19 protein-coding genes are annotated in these 17,331 nt (G+C 72.7%); 5 read left to right on the forward strand and 14 right to left on the reverse strand.

Going from position 1 to position 17,331, the window contains the following annotated elements; genetic code table 11:
• Positions 1–2 precede the first annotated feature (2 nt).
• Positions 3–1,511 (reverse strand): leucyl aminopeptidase, encoded by a 1,509-nt coding sequence (locus BLR12_RS22630; protein WP_091382735.1) that lies wholly within the window; start codon positions 1,509–1,511, stop codon positions 3–5.
• A 171-nt stretch (positions 1,512–1,682) separates the two neighbouring features.
• Between BLR12_RS22630 and gcvT the strand changes: the two genes are divergently transcribed.
• Complete coding sequence (gene gcvT, locus BLR12_RS22635) at positions 1,683–2,813, forward strand: glycine cleavage system aminomethyltransferase GcvT (RefSeq protein WP_091382737.1); 1,131 nt, start codon at positions 1,683–1,685, stop codon at positions 2,811–2,813.
• 13 nt (positions 2,814–2,826) lie between these two features.
• Here the strand turns inward: gcvT and BLR12_RS22640 are convergent, their stop codons facing one another.
• From BLR12_RS22640 to BLR12_RS22655, 4 genes are read right to left on the reverse strand one after another with little or no spacing between them, the layout of a single operon-like run.
• Positions 2,827–3,960, reverse strand: coding sequence for a YihY/virulence factor BrkB family protein (locus BLR12_RS22640; protein WP_091382739.1), 1,134 nt, complete (start codon positions 3,958–3,960; stop codon positions 2,827–2,829).
• A 1-nt stretch (position 3,961) separates the two neighbouring features.
• Entirely contained in the window at positions 3,962–4,237 is a 276-nt protein-coding gene (locus BLR12_RS22645) for a DUF4235 domain-containing protein (RefSeq protein WP_091382740.1), read from the reverse strand.
• Positions 4,234–4,794, reverse strand: coding sequence for a DUF3618 domain-containing protein (locus BLR12_RS22650; protein ID WP_255363714.1), 561 nt, complete (start codon positions 4,792–4,794; stop codon positions 4,234–4,236). Before BLR12_RS22650 ends, BLR12_RS22645 begins: the two co-directional genes overlap by 4 nt.
• Positions 4,791–5,228, reverse strand: coding sequence for a phage holin family protein (locus BLR12_RS22655; protein ID WP_091382742.1), 438 nt, complete (start codon positions 5,226–5,228; stop codon positions 4,791–4,793). The genes BLR12_RS22650 and BLR12_RS22655 overlap by 4 nt, the downstream gene beginning before the upstream one ends.
• 123 nt (positions 5,229–5,351) lie before the next feature.
• Between BLR12_RS22655 and BLR12_RS22660 the strand changes: the two genes are divergently transcribed.
• Complete coding sequence (locus tag BLR12_RS22660; protein ID WP_091382744.1) at positions 5,352–5,564, forward strand: hypothetical protein; 213 nt, start codon at positions 5,352–5,354, stop codon at positions 5,562–5,564.
• 71 nt (positions 5,565–5,635) lie between these two features.
• On the opposite strand, the gene BLR12_RS22665 is transcribed toward BLR12_RS22660, so the two are convergent.
• A complete protein-coding gene (locus BLR12_RS22665) occupies positions 5,636–6,619 on the reverse strand; it encodes an aldo/keto reductase family protein (protein ID WP_091382745.1) in 984 nt (327 codons plus the stop codon).
• Positions 6,620–6,748: 129 nt separating this feature from the next.
• Positions 6,749–7,357 carry a DUF3043 domain-containing protein gene (locus tag BLR12_RS22670; protein ID WP_091382747.1) on the reverse strand — a complete coding sequence of 203 codons (609 nt, stop codon included), beginning with the start codon at positions 7,355–7,357 and terminating at the stop codon, positions 6,749–6,751.
• A gap of 146 nt (positions 7,358–7,503) precedes the next feature.
• Here BLR12_RS22670 and BLR12_RS22675 point away from each other — a divergent pair, with 146 nt between their 5' ends.
• On the forward strand, positions 7,504–7,851 hold the full coding sequence (locus tag BLR12_RS22675) for a HesB/IscA family protein (protein ID WP_091382748.1): 348 nt from the start codon (positions 7,504–7,506) through the stop codon (positions 7,849–7,851).
• 122 nt (positions 7,852–7,973) lie between these two features.
• On the opposite strand, the gene asnB is transcribed toward BLR12_RS22675, so the two are convergent.
• The 3 genes from asnB to BLR12_RS22690 are packed head-to-tail and all read right to left on the reverse strand — an operon-like array spanning position 7,974 to position 10,682.
• On the reverse strand, positions 7,974–9,905 hold the full coding sequence (asnB, locus tag BLR12_RS22680) for an asparagine synthase (glutamine-hydrolyzing) (RefSeq protein ID WP_091382750.1): 1,932 nt from the start codon (positions 9,903–9,905) through the stop codon (positions 7,974–7,976).
• 53 nt (positions 9,906–9,958) lie between these two features.
• Positions 9,959–10,327, reverse strand: a complete 369-nt coding sequence (locus BLR12_RS22685; protein ID WP_091382752.1) for a DUF3817 domain-containing protein — start codon at positions 10,325–10,327, stop codon at positions 9,959–9,961.
• Positions 10,320–10,682 carry a metalloprotease gene (locus BLR12_RS22690; protein ID WP_091382755.1) on the reverse strand — a complete coding sequence of 121 codons (363 nt, stop codon included), beginning with the start codon at positions 10,680–10,682 and terminating at the stop codon, positions 10,320–10,322. The genes BLR12_RS22685 and BLR12_RS22690 overlap by 8 nt, the downstream gene beginning before the upstream one ends.
• Positions 10,683–10,958: 276 nt before the next feature.
• Here BLR12_RS22690 and coxB point away from each other — a divergent pair, with 276 nt between their 5' ends.
• Together coxB and BLR12_RS22700 are read left to right on the forward strand one after the other, a co-directional pair.
• Positions 10,959–11,828 carry an aa3-type cytochrome oxidase subunit II gene (coxB, locus tag BLR12_RS22695; RefSeq protein WP_091382757.1) on the forward strand — a complete coding sequence of 290 codons (870 nt, stop codon included), beginning with the start codon at positions 10,959–10,961 and terminating at the stop codon, positions 11,826–11,828.
• 45 nt (positions 11,829–11,873) lie between these two features.
• Positions 11,874–12,275, forward strand: coding sequence for a cytochrome c oxidase subunit 4 (locus BLR12_RS22700; RefSeq protein ID WP_091382759.1), 402 nt, complete (start codon positions 11,874–11,876; stop codon positions 12,273–12,275).
• A gap of 681 nt (positions 12,276–12,956) precedes the next feature.
• On the opposite strand, the gene BLR12_RS22705 is transcribed toward BLR12_RS22700, so the two are convergent.
• From BLR12_RS22705 to BLR12_RS22720, 4 genes are all read right to left on the reverse strand, one after another.
• Positions 12,957–14,621, reverse strand: coding sequence for a cytochrome bc1 complex cytochrome b subunit (locus tag BLR12_RS22705; protein WP_091382761.1), 1,665 nt, complete (start codon positions 14,619–14,621; stop codon positions 12,957–12,959).
• Complete coding sequence (locus tag BLR12_RS22710) at positions 14,621–15,733, reverse strand: cytochrome bc1 complex Rieske iron-sulfur subunit (RefSeq protein ID WP_176832650.1); 1,113 nt, start codon at positions 15,731–15,733, stop codon at positions 14,621–14,623. Before BLR12_RS22710 ends, BLR12_RS22705 begins: the two co-directional genes overlap by 1 nt.
• A gap of 73 nt (positions 15,734–15,806) precedes the next feature.
• Entirely contained in the window at positions 15,807–16,694 is an 888-nt protein-coding gene (locus BLR12_RS22715; protein ID WP_091382763.1) for a cytochrome bc1 complex diheme cytochrome c subunit, read from the reverse strand.
• A 7-nt stretch (positions 16,695–16,701) separates the two neighbouring features.
• On the reverse strand, positions 16,702–17,316 hold the full coding sequence (locus tag BLR12_RS22720) for an aa3-type cytochrome oxidase subunit III (RefSeq protein ID WP_091382765.1): 615 nt from the start codon (positions 17,314–17,316) through the stop codon (positions 16,702–16,704).
• Positions 17,317–17,331 lie beyond the last annotated feature (15 nt).

Consider the following 17,331-nt stretch of genomic DNA (forward strand, 5'->3'; position numbering starts at 1 on the left):
CCTCACCGGGCGATGAGGTCCTCGATGGTGGCCAGCAGGGTGCGCACCGGGACGCCGGTGCCGCCCTTGGGCGTGTAGCCCCACGGCGAGCCCGTGTTGTAGCTCGGGCCGGCGATGTCGATGTGCGCCCACGGCAGCCCGGCCGGCACGAACTCGGCCAGGAAGTGCGCCCCGACGAGCATGCCGCCCATCCGGTCGGCGTTGGCGTTGACGAAGTCCGCGATCGGCGAGTCCAGCCCGCGGCGCAGCTCGGCGGGCATCGGCATCCCCCACATCGCCTCGCCGCTGCGGGCCGAGGCGGCCACGACGGCGTCCCGCATGTCGTCGCTGCCCATCACGCCGGCGGTGCGCGAGCCCAGGGCCACCAGCTGCGCGCCGGTGAGCGTGGAGGTCTCCAGGATCGCGTCGGGGGAGTCCTCGGCCGCCCGGGCCAGGGCGTCGGCCAGGATGACGCGGCCCTCGGCGTCGGTGTTCGTGATCTCGGACTTCTTGCCGTTGCGGAAGGTCACCACGTCGGCCGGCCGGTACGCGGTGCCACTGGGCAGGTTCTCGGCGATCGGCACGGTGGCGGTGACCTCGACCGGGAGGCCGAGCTCGGCGACCAGGCAGACGGTGGCGATGACGGCGGCCGCGCCGGCCATGTCGCTGGTCATGTGGTGCATGTTCGCGGCGGGCTTGATCGACAGGCCGCCGCTGTCGAAGGTGATCCCCTTGCCGACCAGCGCGACCTTCTTCCGCGCCTTCCGGCCGGTGTAGGTCAGCCGCAGCAGGCGTGGCCCGCGGGCCGAGCCCCCGCCGACGGCGAGGATGCCGCCGTAGCCGCCGGCGGCCAGCGCCTCCTCGTCGAGCACCTCGACCTTGAGCCCGGCCTTCTTCCCGGCGGCCGCGCCGCGCGCGGCGAGCTCGGCGGGGTACAGGTCGTTCGGCGGGGTGTTGACCAGGTCGCGCACCAGCGTCACGGCCCCGGCGACCGCGCGGGCGCGCTCCAGCGACGCCTTGGCGACCCCGGCGTCCGGCACGACGACGCTGAACGCCCGGGGCGGGGAGGGCCGGTCGGCGCCGTCGGACTTGTAGGCGGTGAACTCGTAGGCGCCCAGCAGGCTGCCCTCGCCGACGGCGTGCAGCCGCTGCTCGTCCGGCGTCCCGCCGACCGCGGCCAGCAGGGTGACCACCGACGAGCGTCCGGACAGCGCGCGGCTGGCGGCGCCGGCGGCCCGCCGGACCGCCTCGGCCGCGTACCCGCCACCGGGCAGCGGTGCGCCGAGCCCGACCGCCGCGACCACGGGGAACGAGCCCTGGCCGAGGGCGGCGACCCGGGTCACCTCGTCCTCGGCACCGCGCGCGCCGAGGTCGGCGAGCGCGCCGAGCAGCCGTCCGCCGAGCAGCCGGTCGACGGCCTCCGCGCCCGGCGTGGGCAGGAGCCCGCGGGGGCCCTTGCCGATGCCGACGACGACGGCGTCGGCGGTGAGCTTCTCGAGCAGGCGGTCGGTGGCGGAGATCGTCGGCGGCACCGCACGATCGTAGGAGGAGGAGGACCGCGTCCTCCTCCCGCCTCGCGAGCTCGGCGCGAGCCTCGGGACGGGGCCGGGGCACGGGTCCCTGCACGGGGGGCGTTCCAGCACGTCACCGGGCTCGCAGCGGGACCCTGCAGGGAGGCCGCCCCGCGCCGCTAGCGTGCCTGCGTGACCTCGCCCAGCCCGACGCGGACCTCCCCCCTGCACGACCGGCACGTCGCGGCCGGCGCCAAGCTCGCCGACTTCGGCGGCTGGTCGATGCCGATCGAGTACGCCGGCGGCGGGGTGCTGGCCGAGCACGAGGCCGTCCGCACCGGCGTGGGCCTGTTCGACGTCTCGCACCTGGGCACCGCCACCGTCCGCGGTCCGGGCGCCGCGGCGTTCGTGGACTCCTGCCTGACCAACGACCTGTCCCGCATAGGGCCGGGCCAGGCGCAGTACACGATGTGCTGCCTGCCCGACGGCGACCCGCAGGCCGGCGGCGTGGTCGACGACCTGATCGTCTACCTGCACGGCCCGGACGACGTCCTGCTGGTGCCCAACGCCGCGAACGCCGCGGAGGTCGTGGCCCGGCTGACCGACGCGGCACCCTCCGGGGTGACGGTGACCGACCGGCACGCCGAGGTCGCCGTCCTCGCCGTGCAGGGTCCGCGCTCACCCCAGCTGCTGGCCTTCCTCGGGTTGCCCGGCGAGCTGCCCTACATGTCCTTCGTGACCGGCCTGGGCGGTGGCCGGGCCGAGGTGACCGTCTGCCGCACCGGCTACACCGGCGAGCACGGCTACGAGCTGCTGGTGGCCGCCGAGCACGCGGGCGAACTGTGGGACGTGCTGGTCGAGAACGGGCAGGACGAGGGGCTGCGGCTGTGCGGGCTGGGCGCGCGGGACACGCTGCGCACCGAGATGGGCTACCCGCTGCACGGGCACGAGCTGTCGACCGCGATCACCCCCGTCCAGGCCCGCGCCGGCTGGGCGGTGGGCTGGCGCAAGCCCGCGTTCTGGGGTCGCGAGGCGCTGCTGGCCGAGAAGGAGGCCGGGCCGGCTCGCCTGCTGTGGGGGCTGAAGGCGACCGGGCGGGGCATCCCGCGGCCGGGCATGGCGGTGCTGGACGCCGACGGCACGCGGGTCGGCGAGGTCACCAGCGGGACCTTCTCGCCGTCCCTGCGCACCGGCATCGCGCTGGCCCTGCTCGACACGGCGGCCGGGGCGGCGGAGGACGCCGAGCTGGCCGTGGACGTGCGCGGGCGGCCGCAGACCGTGCAGGTCGTGCGGCCGCCGTTCGTCCCCTCGCGGGTCCGCTGAGGACGAGCCCGCGCTACTGCTTGCGGGTCGGGTCCTTGTCCTCCTTGCTCGGCACCGGCGGGTCGGGCACCTCGTCGGCGACCGTCGCGTTGCGTTGCCCCATCGGCTGCGGCGGCCCCTCGGTGGTGTCCTGCGCCGTCTGGTGCTCGGTCTCGGAGTTGATCTCCGCCCCGAGCAGCACCAGGAAGCACGTCAGGTACAGCCACAGCATCAGCACGATGACCCCGGCGATGGCCCCGTAGGTCTCGTTGTAGGACCCGAAGTTGTTGACGTAGAAGCTGAACAGCAGGCTGACGACCGCCCAGATGACCGTGACGACGAGCGAGCCGAGGCTGACCCACCGCAGCTTGGGGTTGTCCCGGTCCGGGGCGAGCCGGTAGAGGACCGACAGCGACCCGGCCACCACCACGAGCAGCAGCCCCCAGCGGGCGATCTGCGCCAGCACCGTGCCGAACGGGCCCAGGGGCAGGGCGTCGATGACCGCGGGGAGCACGGCGACCAGACCGAAGGTGAGCAGCACGAAGACGATCGCGCCGAGGGTCAGCACCAGGGAAAGGGCGCGCAGCTTGACGAAGTTGCGGGTCTCCACCTCGTCGTAGGCGATGTTCACCGCCTTGACCAGGTTGCCGACCCCACCCGAGACGCTCCACAGGGCGCCGAGCACCGAGATGACCAGGCTCGTGGTGAGCGCGTCGTCGCTGCCGGCGGTGATGGTCGTCAGCTGGTCGGTGATCAGGTTCCGCGCGCTCTCCGGCAGACCGCTGGCGAAGGACTCGATCTGGCTGGCCGCCTCCTCCGGGGAGGCGACCAGGCCGTAGATCGAGATGATCGCGATCAGCGCCGGGAAGATGGCGAGGAAGCCGAAGAACGCCACCCCGCCGGCGATGATCGGCATGTTGTCGGCGTTGTGCTCGGCCCACGACCTCTTGACGATCTGCCACCAGCCCCGCGCCGGGATCTGGGTGGGCTTCTCGGCGTGGATGCCCGGCAGCTCCTCGTTGCTGGGCGCCCCCGCCGGCGGCCGGCCGGCATCGGGGTGCGGTCCGCGTTGCTCGGCCGCCTTCGCGGTCGCACGACGGGCGGCCTTCTCCTCGACCCGCTCCCGGATCCGGTCGACCGCACTCTCGCGTGGCCTCGTGCTGCTCACGTCAGTCCCCCGGCCAGCTGCCGGTCAGCTTGGTGAAGCCGCGGGCGCCGGCACGGTCGATGGCCGCCTTGGTGGCGGCGAAGATCGCACCCTGCAGCGCCGCGGCGAGCACGACCTCGCGCATCCGGTACTCGCTCTGCAAGGCGTCCGGTGCGTCCTCCTCGTTCGCGACACGCTTCCAGACCTGCTTGAAGACCGCGCCGGACACCATGCCGGCCAGGATCCCGCTCAGCAGGCCGATCGGCCGGTAGACCAGCTTCGCGCCCTTGCTGCTCACTTGCTCCTCCTCGCTGCCCGGCGGGTCTGCTGCACCTTCGTCGTCGCCCGCTTCGCCGCCGCGGCCCTCCGGGCAGCCGCGGCCTTGCGGGCGGCGCCGGCCCTCTGCTGCGCCGCCTCCGCCTTCCTCCGCGCGGCCTTCGCGTTCCTCCGCGCGGTCTTGCGGGCGGCCTTCTCGGCCGCCGCGCGCCGGGCGGCTGCGACCTTGGCCTCCCGCTTCACCGCGCGTCTGGCCTGCCGCTTCGCGGTGCGGCGGTCCCTGGTGAGGCGGCGCCACACCAGCAGGCCCAGCAGCGCCGCCGCGCCGGCGCCGGCGCCGATGACCGCCGGGGGGTTCTCCCGGTAGGTCTCGACCGCGGTGTCCCGGGCGCGGTAGGCGCCCTCCTTGGCGCGCTCGGGGACGTCGAGCCGGTGCGAGAGCTCGTCGACGGTGCGGCCGAGCTGCTCGCGGGTGGCCTCGATCTCGGCCTTGATGGCGTCCGGGTCGTTGGGGGCCGCGTCGGCCTGGGTGGAGCTGTCCTGCGGGCCGTCGGGGCCCGGGCTCACGGGGGTGCTCACCGGCGTGCACTCTCCTTCACGGTCGCGATGTCGGCCTTGGTGCTGGCGATGGCCTCGGTGGGCACGGGCGGGCTGCCCTTCTCGACGTCCTTCTTGCCGACCAGCGCGAGCACGCCCGCGACGGCGAACAGGACGACGGCGACGATCAGCGCCGCGAGCCAGGCGGGCAGGACGAGGGCCAGGGCCAGGACGGCGGTCGCGATCAGCACGGCCAGGCCGAAGAAGGCGAACAGGCCGGCGCCCCCGAAGAGGCCGGCGCCCACGCCCAGCCGCTTGGCCTTCTGGGTGACCTCGGCCTGGGCGAGCCGGGCCTCGTCGCGGACGAGCCGGCTGATCTGCTCGGTCAGCTGGCCGATGAGCTGACCGGTGGAGGCGTCCTCGGGGGTGGGCGGCGGGACGGACGCTCGGCTGGCGCCTGTGGTGGGGTCGGTCATCGGTCCTCCGGGACGAGCGAGAGTGTCGATGTGTCCCCATGCCCGCGACGGGTCCCCGGGTAACCAGGCCTGAGGTCACACTCGGGGCACGGCTGCCCGTGCGGCTCACTAACCTCGGTGCGCATGAGCTGGTACTGGCGGCTGGAGGACCCCTCGGGGGCGGAGCTGGACCCCGCCGCGGTCGGGGTGGAGGTCCCGTTGGCGGACAACCAGGGCGATGCGGAGTCCTGGCTGGGGGAGAACTGGCGGGACCTGCTCGAGCGCGGGGTCGCGACGGTCCGGCTCTTCGACGGCGAGCAGGAGGTCTACGGCCCCATGGGCCTCGCCGCGACGTGAGCCGAGCGGAACAGGTCCGGCTGTGGCCCCGCCCGCCCTGAGGTCGCGGAGGGCGGGGAGGACGGGGTCCTTCAGCCGCGCGAGGTCTTGGCGGGGTCGCGCTCCACGACGTCGCCGAGGACCTCGTCGATGCGGGTCAGGACGTCGGCCTCCAGCCGCACCCCGACCGCCCGCACGTTGTCGTGCACCTGCTCCGGGCGGGTCGCGCCGATGATCGCCGCCGCCACGTTGGGGTTCTGCAGCACCCACGCGATGGCGAGCTGCGCCATGGACAGGCCGAGGTCCTCGGCGACCGGCCGCAGCAGCTGCACCCGGGTCAGGACGTCGTCCCGCAGGAACCGCCGCATCGACCCGCCGGCCTCGGCGTGCCCGCCGCGGCTGTCGGCGGGCGGCTGCTGCCCGGGCGGGTACTTGCCGGTGAGCACGCCCTGGGCCAGCGGCGACCACACGATCTGCGACAGCCCCTCCTTCTCGGAGGTGGGCACGACCTCGGCCTCGATGACCCGCCAGAGCATCGAGTACTGCGGCTGGTTGCTGACCAGGTGGATGCCGAGGTCGCGGGCCAGCGCGGCGCCGGCGGCGATCTCCTCGGCGGTCCACTCCGAGACGCCCACGTAGAGCACCTTGCCGGCGCGCACGAGGTCGGCGAAGGCGGTCATCGTCTCCTCGAGCGGCACCGTCGGGTCGTAGCGGTGCGCCTGGTAGAGGTCGACGTAGTCGGTCTGCAGCCGCCGCAGCGAGGCGTGGCAGCTCTCGATGACGTGCTTGCGGGACAGCCCGCGGTCGTTGTGGCCGGGCCCGGTCGGCCAGTAGACCTTGGTGAAGACCTCGAGGCCCTCCCGGCGCTGGCGGGCCAGGGCGCGGCCGAGCACCGACTCGGCCCGCGTGCCGGCGTAGACGTCGGCGGTGTCGAAGGTGGTGATGCCGGCGTCGAGGGCGGCGCGGACGCAGGCGTGCGCGGCGTCCTCCTCGACCTGGCCCCCGTGGGTCAGCCAGTTGCCGTAGGCGATCGCTGAGGTGTTCAGGCCGGAGCGGCCCAGTCGTCGGGATTCCACGCCGTCCGACGCTAGTAGAGGACCCTCCTGCCCCCCACCGAGGAAAGGACCCCGTCCTCCCCACCCTTCGCGAGCTCAGGGCGGTGCCCTGGACGGGGCCGGCGGCGGGCCCCTCCAGGAGGGCCGCTCTCAGACCTTCGCGCCGAGCGCGACCTCCGGCTTGGGGAAGCGCCAGCGGCGGACCATCGTCGCCCGCGTGACGCCGTACCAGACCAGGCCCTTCATCTTGTGGTCCTGGTCGGGGAAGCGCTCGAGGACCGTCTTCTTGATCCGCCGGCCCAGGAGGACCGAGTCGACGATGATCACCAGGAAGAAGGCCAGCCAGAGCGTGACCGTGTAGCTCTGGAACTGCGGGCTCGGGACGACGGCCCCGGCGAGCACCAGCGCGGCGACGAGCAGGAAGAAGCTGCCGGCGTTGCGGCGGGCGTCGACGATGTCGCGGACGAGCTTGCGCACCGGACCGCGGTCCCGCGCGGGCAGATAGCCGTCGTCGCCCCGCGCGACGCCGGCGCGGACGGCCCCCCGGTTGGCCGCCTGCTGCTCGCGTTGCCGTCGGTACGCCTCCTTGCGGGTGGTCGGCGGCGGCGGGGGAGGGCCGGGACGGCGTCCCTGGGCCTCGTGGCGCTTGGGCGTGGGCCGGCCCTTGCCGCCCGTCCTCACCAGCTGCGAGGTCGGGTCGGCGGCGGGGTCGGGGGCGGCCTCGGTGCGGTCGCGGCGCCCGGGCAGGCGGAGCTTCACGCCCGCGAGTCTACGTGTGACCTCGGCCGATCCCCGTCCACGCGGCCGCCGACACCGTACAGTGGGAAGAGGCTCCGCTCCGGCGGCGTTGGCCTGCTGCAGGACGTGCCGCAGCAGGCACCCTCGAACGTGGGAGGACTTCCAACATGACGGTGCAGGACACCACGGCCACCGGCGTCATCCTCAGCGACCCGGCTGCCGCGAAGGTCAAGGCGCTGCTGGACCAGGAGGGTCGCGACGACCTCCGCCTGCGCATCGCCGTCCAGCCCGGCGGTTGCTCGGGTCTGCGGTACCAGCTCTTCTTCGACGAGCGGTTCCTCGACGGCGACCAGACCTTCGAGTTCGGTGGCGTCGAGGTCATCGTCGACCGGATGAGCGGCCCCTACCTCGGCGGCGCCGTGATCGACTTCGTGGACTCGATCGAGAAGCAGGGCTTCACGATCGACAACCCCAACGCGAGCGGCTCCTGCGCCTGCGGCGACTCCTTCAGCTGAGCAGGTGACACCGCGGTCCCACGGGACCGCACCCGGCGCCGGCCCCTCGTGGGAACGGCTCCCCGGAGACACGACGAAGGCCCGGCTCCTCCTCGGAGGGACCGGGCCTTCGCCGTCCCGTCCTACAACCTGACCGGGTAGACGGTCTCGGGGATCTCGGGCTTGATCCGCTGCTCGACGAAGACGCCGTGCCACACCATGAAGACCAGCAGCGTCCAGAGCTTGCGGGACAGGTCGACCGGCGAGCCGGCCCGCTGGTTGTCGCGGTGCTCGTCGAGCATCCACAGCACCTGCCGCCGGTCCAGCCACTCGTCGGTCTGGCTCTCCTCGACCACCTGCCGGGCCCAGTCGTGCAGGTCCTCGGCCAGCCAGTGCCGGGTGGGCACCGGGAAGCCGAGCTTGCGTCGGTTGAGCACGTGCGGCGGCACGATCTGCTCCAGCGCGCGGCGCAGCGCGTACTTCGTCGTCTCCCGGGTCACCCGCTGGTCGACGGGCAGCGTGCCGGCGACCGCGAACACCTCCGGGTCCAGGAAGGGCACCCGCAGCTCCAGCGAGTTCGCCATGGTCATCTTGTCGGCCTTGACCAGGATGTCGCCGCGCAGCCAGGTGAACAGGTCCACGTACTGCATGGCGGTCACGTCGTCGTAGCCCGCTGCCCGGGTCCGCTCGTACAGCTCGCGGGTGACGGCGACGTGCGAGAGGTCGGGGTCGCGGCGCTCCAGGAAGCCCAGCTCGTCGTCGCGGAAGATCCGCGCGTTGCCGTAGTACCGCTGCTCCAGCGGGATCGAGCCGCGGCGCAGCAGGTCCTTGCCGCGCATGCCGTTCGGCAGCCGCGCCGACAGCGCGCCGAGGGCACGGCGGATCCCGCCGGGCAGCCGGTCGAAGGCGGCCAGCGACAGCGGCTCGCGGTAGATGTTGTAGCCGCCGAACAGCTCGTCGGCGCCCTCCCCGGACAGCACCACCTTCACGTGCTCCCGCGCCTCGCGGGCGACGAAGTACAGCGGCACCAGCGCGGGGTCGGCGACCGGGTCGTCGAGGTACCAGACGACCAGCGGGATCGCCTCGGCGAACTCCTCCGGGGTGACCACCTTGGTCACGTGCTCCACGCCGATCGCGGCGGCGGACTCCGCGGCGACGTCGATCTCCGAGTAGCCCTGCCGCTCGAAGCCGACCGTGAAGGTCATCAGGTCGGGGTTGTACCGCTTGGCCAGCGCCGCGATCGCGGTGGAGTCGATGCCGCCGGAGAGGAACGACCCGACGGTGACGTCGGCACGCATGTGCACCCGCACCGAGTCGTCGAGGACGTCGGCGATCCGGTCGTACAGGGCCTGCTGCTCGTCCTGGGCCACCGGCCGGACCGGGAAGGTCGGGTGGAAGTAGCGGCTGGTGTGCAGCTCGCCGTCCACCACGGTGAAGCTCGTGCCGCTCTCGATCCGCCGGATGCCGCGGTGCAGCGTGGCCGGCTCGGGCACGTACTGCAGCGTCAGGTAGTGCTGCAGGGAGGCGGAGTCCACCCCGCCGGCCGCGTCGCTGCCGCCGAGCAGCTCCAGGACGGCCTTCTTCTCCGAGCTGAAGACCAGCGCGCCGTCGGCGAGGCGGGCGGTGAACAGCGGCTTGATGCCGAACGGGTCGCGGGCGCCGAACGCCGTCCCGGTGCGGGTGTCCCAGATGACGAAGGCGAACATGCCGCGCAGCCGCCGGACGACGTCCTGACCCCAGTAGTGGTAGCCGGCCACGATCGCCTCGGTGTCGCCCCCGGTGGCGAACCGCGCGCCGAGGGCCGCGAGCTCCTCGCGCAGCTCGACGTAGTTGTAGATCTCGCCGTTGAAGACGATCCGGTACCGGCCGTCGGCGTAGGGCATCGGCTGGTGGCTGTGCTCGATGTCGATGAACGCGAGCCGGTTGAAGCCGAAGGCGACCCGCGCGTCGTTCCAGACCTGGGTCTCGTCGGGGCCGCGGTGGCGCAGGCAGTGCAGCGCCTCGCGCACCTCCTTCACGCGGGTGTCGTCGACGCGGTCGGCGTCGGTGGACAGGTAGGCGAGCAGGCCGCACATGGGCGTGGTTCTCCGGGGGTCGTCGTGTACCGGGCGGAGTGGCCGCGGCAGGGTCAGACGCGGGCGCCAGCGCGGGTCTTGCGCGTGGCGTTGCGCTCGGCCACGAAGGACAGGATCGGAACGGTGCCTGCGACCAGGGTGAGAACCGTGCCGCGCAACGTCCAGGAGGCGCGCAGGGCGAGGTCGCAGGCGGTCAGGAAGAAGACGAAGTAGAGCCAGCCGTGCGCGGTGCCGAGGACGGTCACCGGCCCCTCGATGCCGCTGAGGTACTTGAGCGGGACGGCGACGAGGACCAGCGCGATGAGCAGGACCCCGACGATCCACGCCATCACCCGGTAGCGGGTCAGTGCGGCGGGGACGTCGCGCCCGACGCGCCGGGCCAGTGCGCGGGGCAGCCGGGAGGCGGTCGCCGGCTCAGCCATGGTCGGCCCGCTGCTGCAGGGCCCGCTCGTTGAGCTCGGCGAGGTAGGCGTTGTAGGCGGCGAGCTCCGGGTCGCCGGAGGTGTCGACCCGCGGCCGCTGGTAGAGCACCACGTCGGTGCCCGGCTCGTCGTCCTCGGGGTCGCGGCGGACCTCTTCGAGGCACATCTTCACGTAGAAGCCGAGCCCCATGAACCCGTACAGCGGCCACTGCAGCGCGTAGCTCCAGTTGACCGCGCCCCCGCCGGCCTCGGCCTTCGACAACTGCCACCAGCCCAGGAAGAAGGTGGCCACGAAGAGGGCGCCCACCACCAGGTGCCCGAGCACCCACCTGGGGGTCAGCAGCCGCGAGAACACGGCCCCGACTGTAACCGGCGGGGGCGCCCGGACGGGGACGCCGGTGAGGGGTCTCACCGTGGTCGACGGCGTCCGGCCGGGGGACGCCCGGACGTCGTCCGCCCGTGCGGTGGGCCGACCCGCGGGTCGGGTGTCTCCGGTGGTGGGCCGCCGTGCGGGGTCGGCTAGTCTCGCCGCAGACTGTGGTCGGCACAGGAGCCGTCCGCCGGGTACCGGCTGACGGCCCGCCGGGAAGACCGTCCGGCGCACCGGACGAGGACGAGGAGGCAGCGAGCAGTGGCTCGAGGCAGCAGGCTCGCGCGGGTCGCCGCGCTCGGTCTCCTGGGGGTGCTCGCCCTGACCGGGTGCACCCCGAACAACGAGTTCTGGCGCTGGGGCTGGCCCGACGGGATCACCGACGAGTCCTACCTCATGCGCGACCTGTGGATCTGGTCGGTGATCGCCGCCCTGATCGTCGGTTTCGCCGTCTGGGGGCTCATCGGCTGGTCGGTCGTCATGCACCGCAAGCGTGGTGACGAGCTGCCCAAGCAGACGGCGTACAACCTGCCGCTGGAGATCGTCTACACGATCATCCCGTTCCTCATCATCGCGGGCCTGTTCTTCTTCACCGTGGTCGTGCAGAACCGGGTGCAGGAGCGCACCGCCGAACCCGACGTCACCATCGCGGTCAACGCCTTCAAGTGGAACTGGCAGTTCGTCTACCCGGAGACCACGGGCGACGACGGCGAGCCGGTCAACACCGTCGGCAACAGCGACGAGATCCCCATCCTCGTCCTGCCGACCGACCAGACCGTCCGCTTCGAGCTGGCCTCGGCCGACGTCATCCACTCGTTCTGGGTGCCGGAGTTCCTCTTCAAGCTGGACGTGATCCCGGGCAACGAGAACGGCCGCGACAACGTCTTCGAGGTGACCGTCCGCGAGGAGGGGGCCTTCGTGGGCCGCTGTGCCGAGCTGTGCGGCACCTACCACGCGTACATGAACTTCGAGGTCCGGGCGGTCCCGCTGGAGGACTACGAGGCCTACCTGGCGGCGCGGGAGTCGGGGCTGAGCACCTACGACGCCCTGGAGAGCATCGGCCAGCCGGGCCGGGCGACCAGCACCTCGCCGTTCGACCTCGCCGACGACGCGCAGCAGGTCGACGGCTGACGTGTCCGGCACCCGCGCACCGCACAACCCGCAGGAGGGACGGCCGTGAAGGTCGAAGCGCTCATCTTCAACGTCATCGGCGTCTTCTGCATCATCGTGGCCACCGTCTACGGCATCTGGTCGCGTGAGCCGATCGGGACGACGGCGCTCGTCCTCTCCGGTGGGCTGACCTTCCTCGTCGGTGGCTTCTTCTGGTTCGTCTCGCGGCGCATCGACGCCCGCCCGGAGGACCGCAAGGACGCCGACATCGCCGACGGCGCGGGCGAGCTGGGCTTCTTCAGCCCGGGCAGCTACTGGCCCTTCGGCATCGCCCTGTCGGCGGGCCTGATGGGCCTGGCCCTGGCGTTCTTCTACCCCTGGCTGATCATCACCGCCGGCGTCGCGATCCTGATCACCGTCGGCGGCCTGCTCTTCGAGTACTACGTGGGGCAGAACGCCGAGAGCTGAGCCGCTCCGCACCGACCCTCGAGGGCCCCTCCCCGCTGCTGCGGGGAGGGGCCCTCGTCGTCGCGACGCGCCGCCGCCCCGCCCTCGTCCGTCGGGGCTCGTGGCCGGGCTGTGCGGGCGTCCGGGAGCGGCGCACACGCCGGGGGAGCCGCCCTCGACGGCAGGGTCCGCGCGCGGGCGGCGCGGCTTCCACGGGGTGTTCCCGGCCGTTCGTCCGGCGGGTGCCCCGGGCGCCGGACGGCGCCCGCCGGAGGCCGTGGGCGGCTCCGTGGCGTCGGTGTGGGTGCCTCGGGGCGACCCGGGGTGGGCCCCGCCGGCCGGAGGGGGCCAGTGGCGGCCGCACGGCACCGTCGGTGACGGGGCCGAGGCGGGGGGACGCCGCGGTGCCACAGCCCCGGCAGGGGCAGCACCGGTCGGGCCGGCCGGTCCCACCGGACGGGTGCCGGCCATCGGCCGCTCAGCAGGACGGTGGCGGCGGTGCTGCCGTGTGCAGCGGGGCCGGCGCGGCGCCGTCAGCCGGTCGTGCGGCGGTCGCCGTCCCGTGGCGGGGGAGTGCCGGTGCTGCCGGCGCACGGGCGGAGATGCAGCAGGGCCCCGACGGAGTCCGTCGGGGCCCTGCTGCGGCCCCTGCTCCCCGCCGCGGGCTCGCGAGCGGTGGGGAGCAGGGGGTCCTTCGGTCTGTCAGTCGCGCGGCTCCTGCGGCCGGCCACCGTCGGAGGGGCGACCGGAGCTGGTGAGCTCCCGGTCGGCCTCCGCCGCGGCCAGGCCGCGCTCGCTGCGCTGCTGCTCGAGCTCCACCCGTGCCGGCTCCTCGATCGGCGAGAAGAACCCGCGGATCGCGCGGCGGGCGCCACCGACCTGGTTCATCCGCTTGGGCACCGGGGCACCGCCGTACGCCAGCTGACCGTGGCCGTGCTCGTCGACCGGGCCGAGGGGCTGGTGGACCTCGATGAACTCGCCGTGCGGCAGCCGCCGGATGACACCGGTCTCCAGGCCGTGCTCGAGGACCTCCCGGTCGTGCTTCTGCAGCCCGAGGCAGATCCGGTAGGTGAACACGTAGGCGAGCGGCGGCACGATGATCAGCCCGATCCGGCCGACCCAGGTCATCGCGTTCAGGCTGATGTCGAACTTCTCGGCGATGACGTCGTTGCCGCCCGAGATGAGCAGCACCACGTAGAAGGCCAGCGCCATCATGCCGAGCGAGGTCCGCACCGGCACGTCCCGCGGACGCTGCAGCAGGTGGTGCGATGCGGTGTCCCGGGTCAGCTTCCGCTCGATCATCGGGTAGGCCGCCATCAGCGTGAAGATGATGCCGGGCAGCACGACCGTGGGCCAGAAGAGCGCGGGGATCGTGTAGTTCCCCGGCAGGTTGATGTCCCAGGCCGGGAAGAGGCGGGTCGAGCCGTCGAGGAACATCACGTACCAGTCGGGCTGCGACGCGGCGGACACCTGTGCGGGGTTGTACGGGCCCCACAGCCACACCGGGTTGATCTGCACCAGGCCACCGAGCGCGGCGCAGACGCCGAACACGATGAAGAACAGGCCACCGGCCTTGCCGGCGAAGGCCGGGAAGAGCCGGTTGCCGACCACGTTGTGCTCGGTGCGGCCGGGCCCGGGGAACTGGGTGTGCTTCTGCTTGACCAGCAGCAGCAGGTGCACCGCGATCAGCGCCAGCAGGATGGCCGGCACGATCAGGACGTGGACGATGTACAGCCGGCCGAGGATCTCCTCCCCGACGTAGTCACCGTTGAACACCGCCCAGTGCGCCCAGGTGCCGATGACGGGGATCGACAGTATGATCGCGCTGATGATCCGCAGGCCGGTGCCGGAGAGCAGGTCGTCGGGCAGCGAGTAGCCGGTGAAACCCATGGCGAAGGCCAGCAGCAGCAGGGCGATGCCGATCAGCCAGTTCGTCTCCCGCGGACGGCGGAAGGCGCCGGTGAAGAAGATGCGCAGCAGGTGGACCACGATGGCCGCGACGAACATCAGCGCTGCCCAGTGGTGCAGCTGCCGGATGAACAGACCGCCGCGGACGTCGAACGACAGGTACAGCGTCGACTCGTAGGCGGCGGTCATCTCCAGCCCGCGCATCGGCGCGTACGTGCCGTCGTACACGACCTCGGTCATCGCCGCGTCGTAGTAGAAGGTCAGGTACGTGCCGGAGAGCAGCAGGATGACGAACGAGTAGAGCGCGATCTCGCCGAGCAGGAAGGACCAGTGGTCGGGGAAGACCTTGTTGAGCGTGCGGCGCAGCGGGCCGGCGACGATCAGGCGATCGTCGAACTCCAGCGCCGCCTTGCCCACACGCGTGGTCGGGACACCCGGCGCTGTGGCGGTACGAGCCATCAGATGCGCTCCCGGTTCCAGTAGGTGGGGCCAACAGCCTCAATGTAGTCACTACGCGCTACGAAGTAGCCCTCGTCGTCGACAGTGATCGGCAGCTGGGGGAGCGGCCGGGTGGCCGGCCCGAAGACCGGCTGGGCGCCCCGCGTGACGTCGAACTGCGACTGGTGGCAGGGGCACAGGATGCGGCTGGTCTCCTGCTCGTAGAGCGAGACGGGGCAGCCGGCGTGCGTGCAGATCTTGGAGTAGGCCACGTAGTCGCCGTAGCCGAAGTCCTCCTGGTTCTCCCGCGGACGGTCGACCCGGACCTGCTCCGGGCGCAGCCGGATGAGCATGGTCGCGGCGTCGGACTGCCGGTTGCCGCCCGGGACCGCCGGGAACACCGTCTCCAGTGAGCCGGGCACCTGGTCGCCGGGACGGATCGGGCTGCCGTCGTCGCGGACGAGGCGGACGCCCTCGGCCCAGCTCGTGGTGCCCAGCGGGTCGCCGGTGTTGGGGTTGCGGATCAGGCCGCCCAGCGGCATGACCAGCATCAGCCCGACCCCGCTGCCCATGAACACCAGCGTGCGGGTGATCAGCTTCCGGCGCGCCAGGCCGCTGTTGTGCAGGCCGCCGACGAGGGTCGCGCCGGTGGTGACCCGGTCGAAGTGCGAGCCGTCGTGCTTGTCCTGCACCGCGGTCTCGTGCGGCAGCAGCTTCTTGGTGTAGAGCACCATCCCGACGCCCACCAGGACCAGGGACAGGCCGCCGAGCGCGCCGATCAGCGGCGTGAACAGTGCGCTCCAGCCGCTCTCGGTGATCTCCCACTGCCAGTCGGGCAGGAACCAGCCCGAGCCGGCGTAGACGACGAACGCCGCGAACGCGGCCAGCCCGGCGAGGGCGAAGGTGAGCGCGACCTGACGGACCGCGGCCTTCTCCAGCCGGGAGCCCGGCTCGGGACCGGGCTCGGTGTGCAGGACCTGCACGCCGTCGTAGCGGGCGCCCAGCAGGTCGAGGTCCTCGCGCGACATCGCGGCGAGCTGCTCGGGGGTGTAGTCGTCGTCCGGGCCGCCGTGCAGGGGGCCGGGGACGTCCGCGCCGCCGGTCGAACCGGGGGCGTCTTCGCGCGTGGTCACGCGTGCTCCTCGCTGGCGCCCGTGGTCGGCGCCGGTCGTGCGGCGGTGCCGGTGGTGGAGATGGTGCGCGCGCTCACGCCTTGCTGCCCATCCAGAAGATGCCGAACAGCAGCGCGGCCACCCCGACGACCCAGATGACGACGCCCTCGGCGACCGGGCCGATGCGCCCGACACCGAAGCCGCCCGGGTCGGCCTGGCTCTGCACCGTCTGGACGTAGTTGATGATGGAGCGCTTCTCCTCGGGGGTCAGCTGGTTGTCACCGAAGACCGGCATGTTCTCCGGCCCGCTCAGCATCGCGGAGTAGATCTCCAGGTCGTTGACGTCGTTGAGGCTCGGGGCCCGCTTGCCCGACGAGAGGGCGCCGCCCTCCCCGACGAAGTTGTGGCACGAGGCGCAGTTCAGCCGGAACAGCTCGCCGCCCTCGGCCAGGTCGCCGTCGCGCAGGTCGCCGGAGGGCAGGGTCGGGCCGCCGCCGTTGGCCTGGACGTAGGCCATCAGCTGGTCGATCTCCTCGTCGGAGAAGATGGCCGGCTTGTCCGGGGCCTGCGCCTCCTGGCGGACCAGCGGCATGCGGCCGGTGTGCACCTGGAAGTACACGGCGGCCTCGCCGACCCCGATGAGCGACGGGCCGCGGGTGGGCACGCCCTCGAGGTTCTCGCCGTGGCAGGTGATGCAGCTGCGCTCGTACAGCTCGCGGCCCGCGGCCTCGGCCGAGGACTCGGTGGCGGTGCTCTCCTCGGTGGCATAGGCGGGGGAGAGGGCCGAGTAGAGCGTCCCGGTCAGCACCAGGGCGGCCATCAGGCCGGCCACGTTGGCGATCCGGCGGCGCTGCTTGGAGGCCCGCCGGGCACGCGCTGCGGCGGCGGGGGTCCCGTCGGCGGGGCGGCGGGACCAGCGGCGGTGGCCGCGGGGCGTCCCCTCGTCGGACGGGGCGTCGGACTGCGGGTTCGTGGTGGACACCGGTTCCCTAGCGGATCAGGTAGATCGTGGCGAAGAGCCCGACCCACACGACGTCGACGAAGTGCCAGTAGTAGGAGACCACGATGGCCGCGGTCGCCTGCGCGGGCGTGAACCGGCCCATGGTGGACCGGATGAGCAGGTACACGAAGGCGACCAGGCCCCCGATGACGTGCAGCGCGTGGAAGCCGGTCGTCAGGTAGAAGACCGACCCGTAGGTCGAGCTGGAGATGCTGGTGCCGTGCTCGGTGACCAGCACGCGGTACTCGTTGGCCTGGGCCAGCACGAAGACCAGGCCCATCACGAAGGTGATGGTGAACCAGCGGCGCAGGCCGTAGACGTTGCCGTTCTCCGCCGCGAACACGCCGAGCTGGCAGGTGACCGAGGAGGCCACCAGGATGATCGTGAAGAACAGCGCGTAGGGCAGGTTCAGCTCGGTCGGTTCCGGCGGCCAGCCCTCGGTCGCCCGCGCGCGCGCCGTGAAGTACATGGCGAACAGGCCGGCGAAGAACATCAGCTCGCTGGAGAGCCAGATGATGGTGCCGACGCTCACCAGGTTCGGTCGGGTCAGGGAGTGCACCCGGGAGGTGTCGAAGGTGCCGCTCGCCACGGGAGCCGTTGTCACCGGCCCATCATGGCA

The sequence above is a fragment of the Geodermatophilus sp. DSM 45219 genome (assembly GCF_900104025.1).
Lineage (GTDB): Bacteria > Actinomycetota > Actinomycetes > Mycobacteriales > Geodermatophilaceae > Geodermatophilus.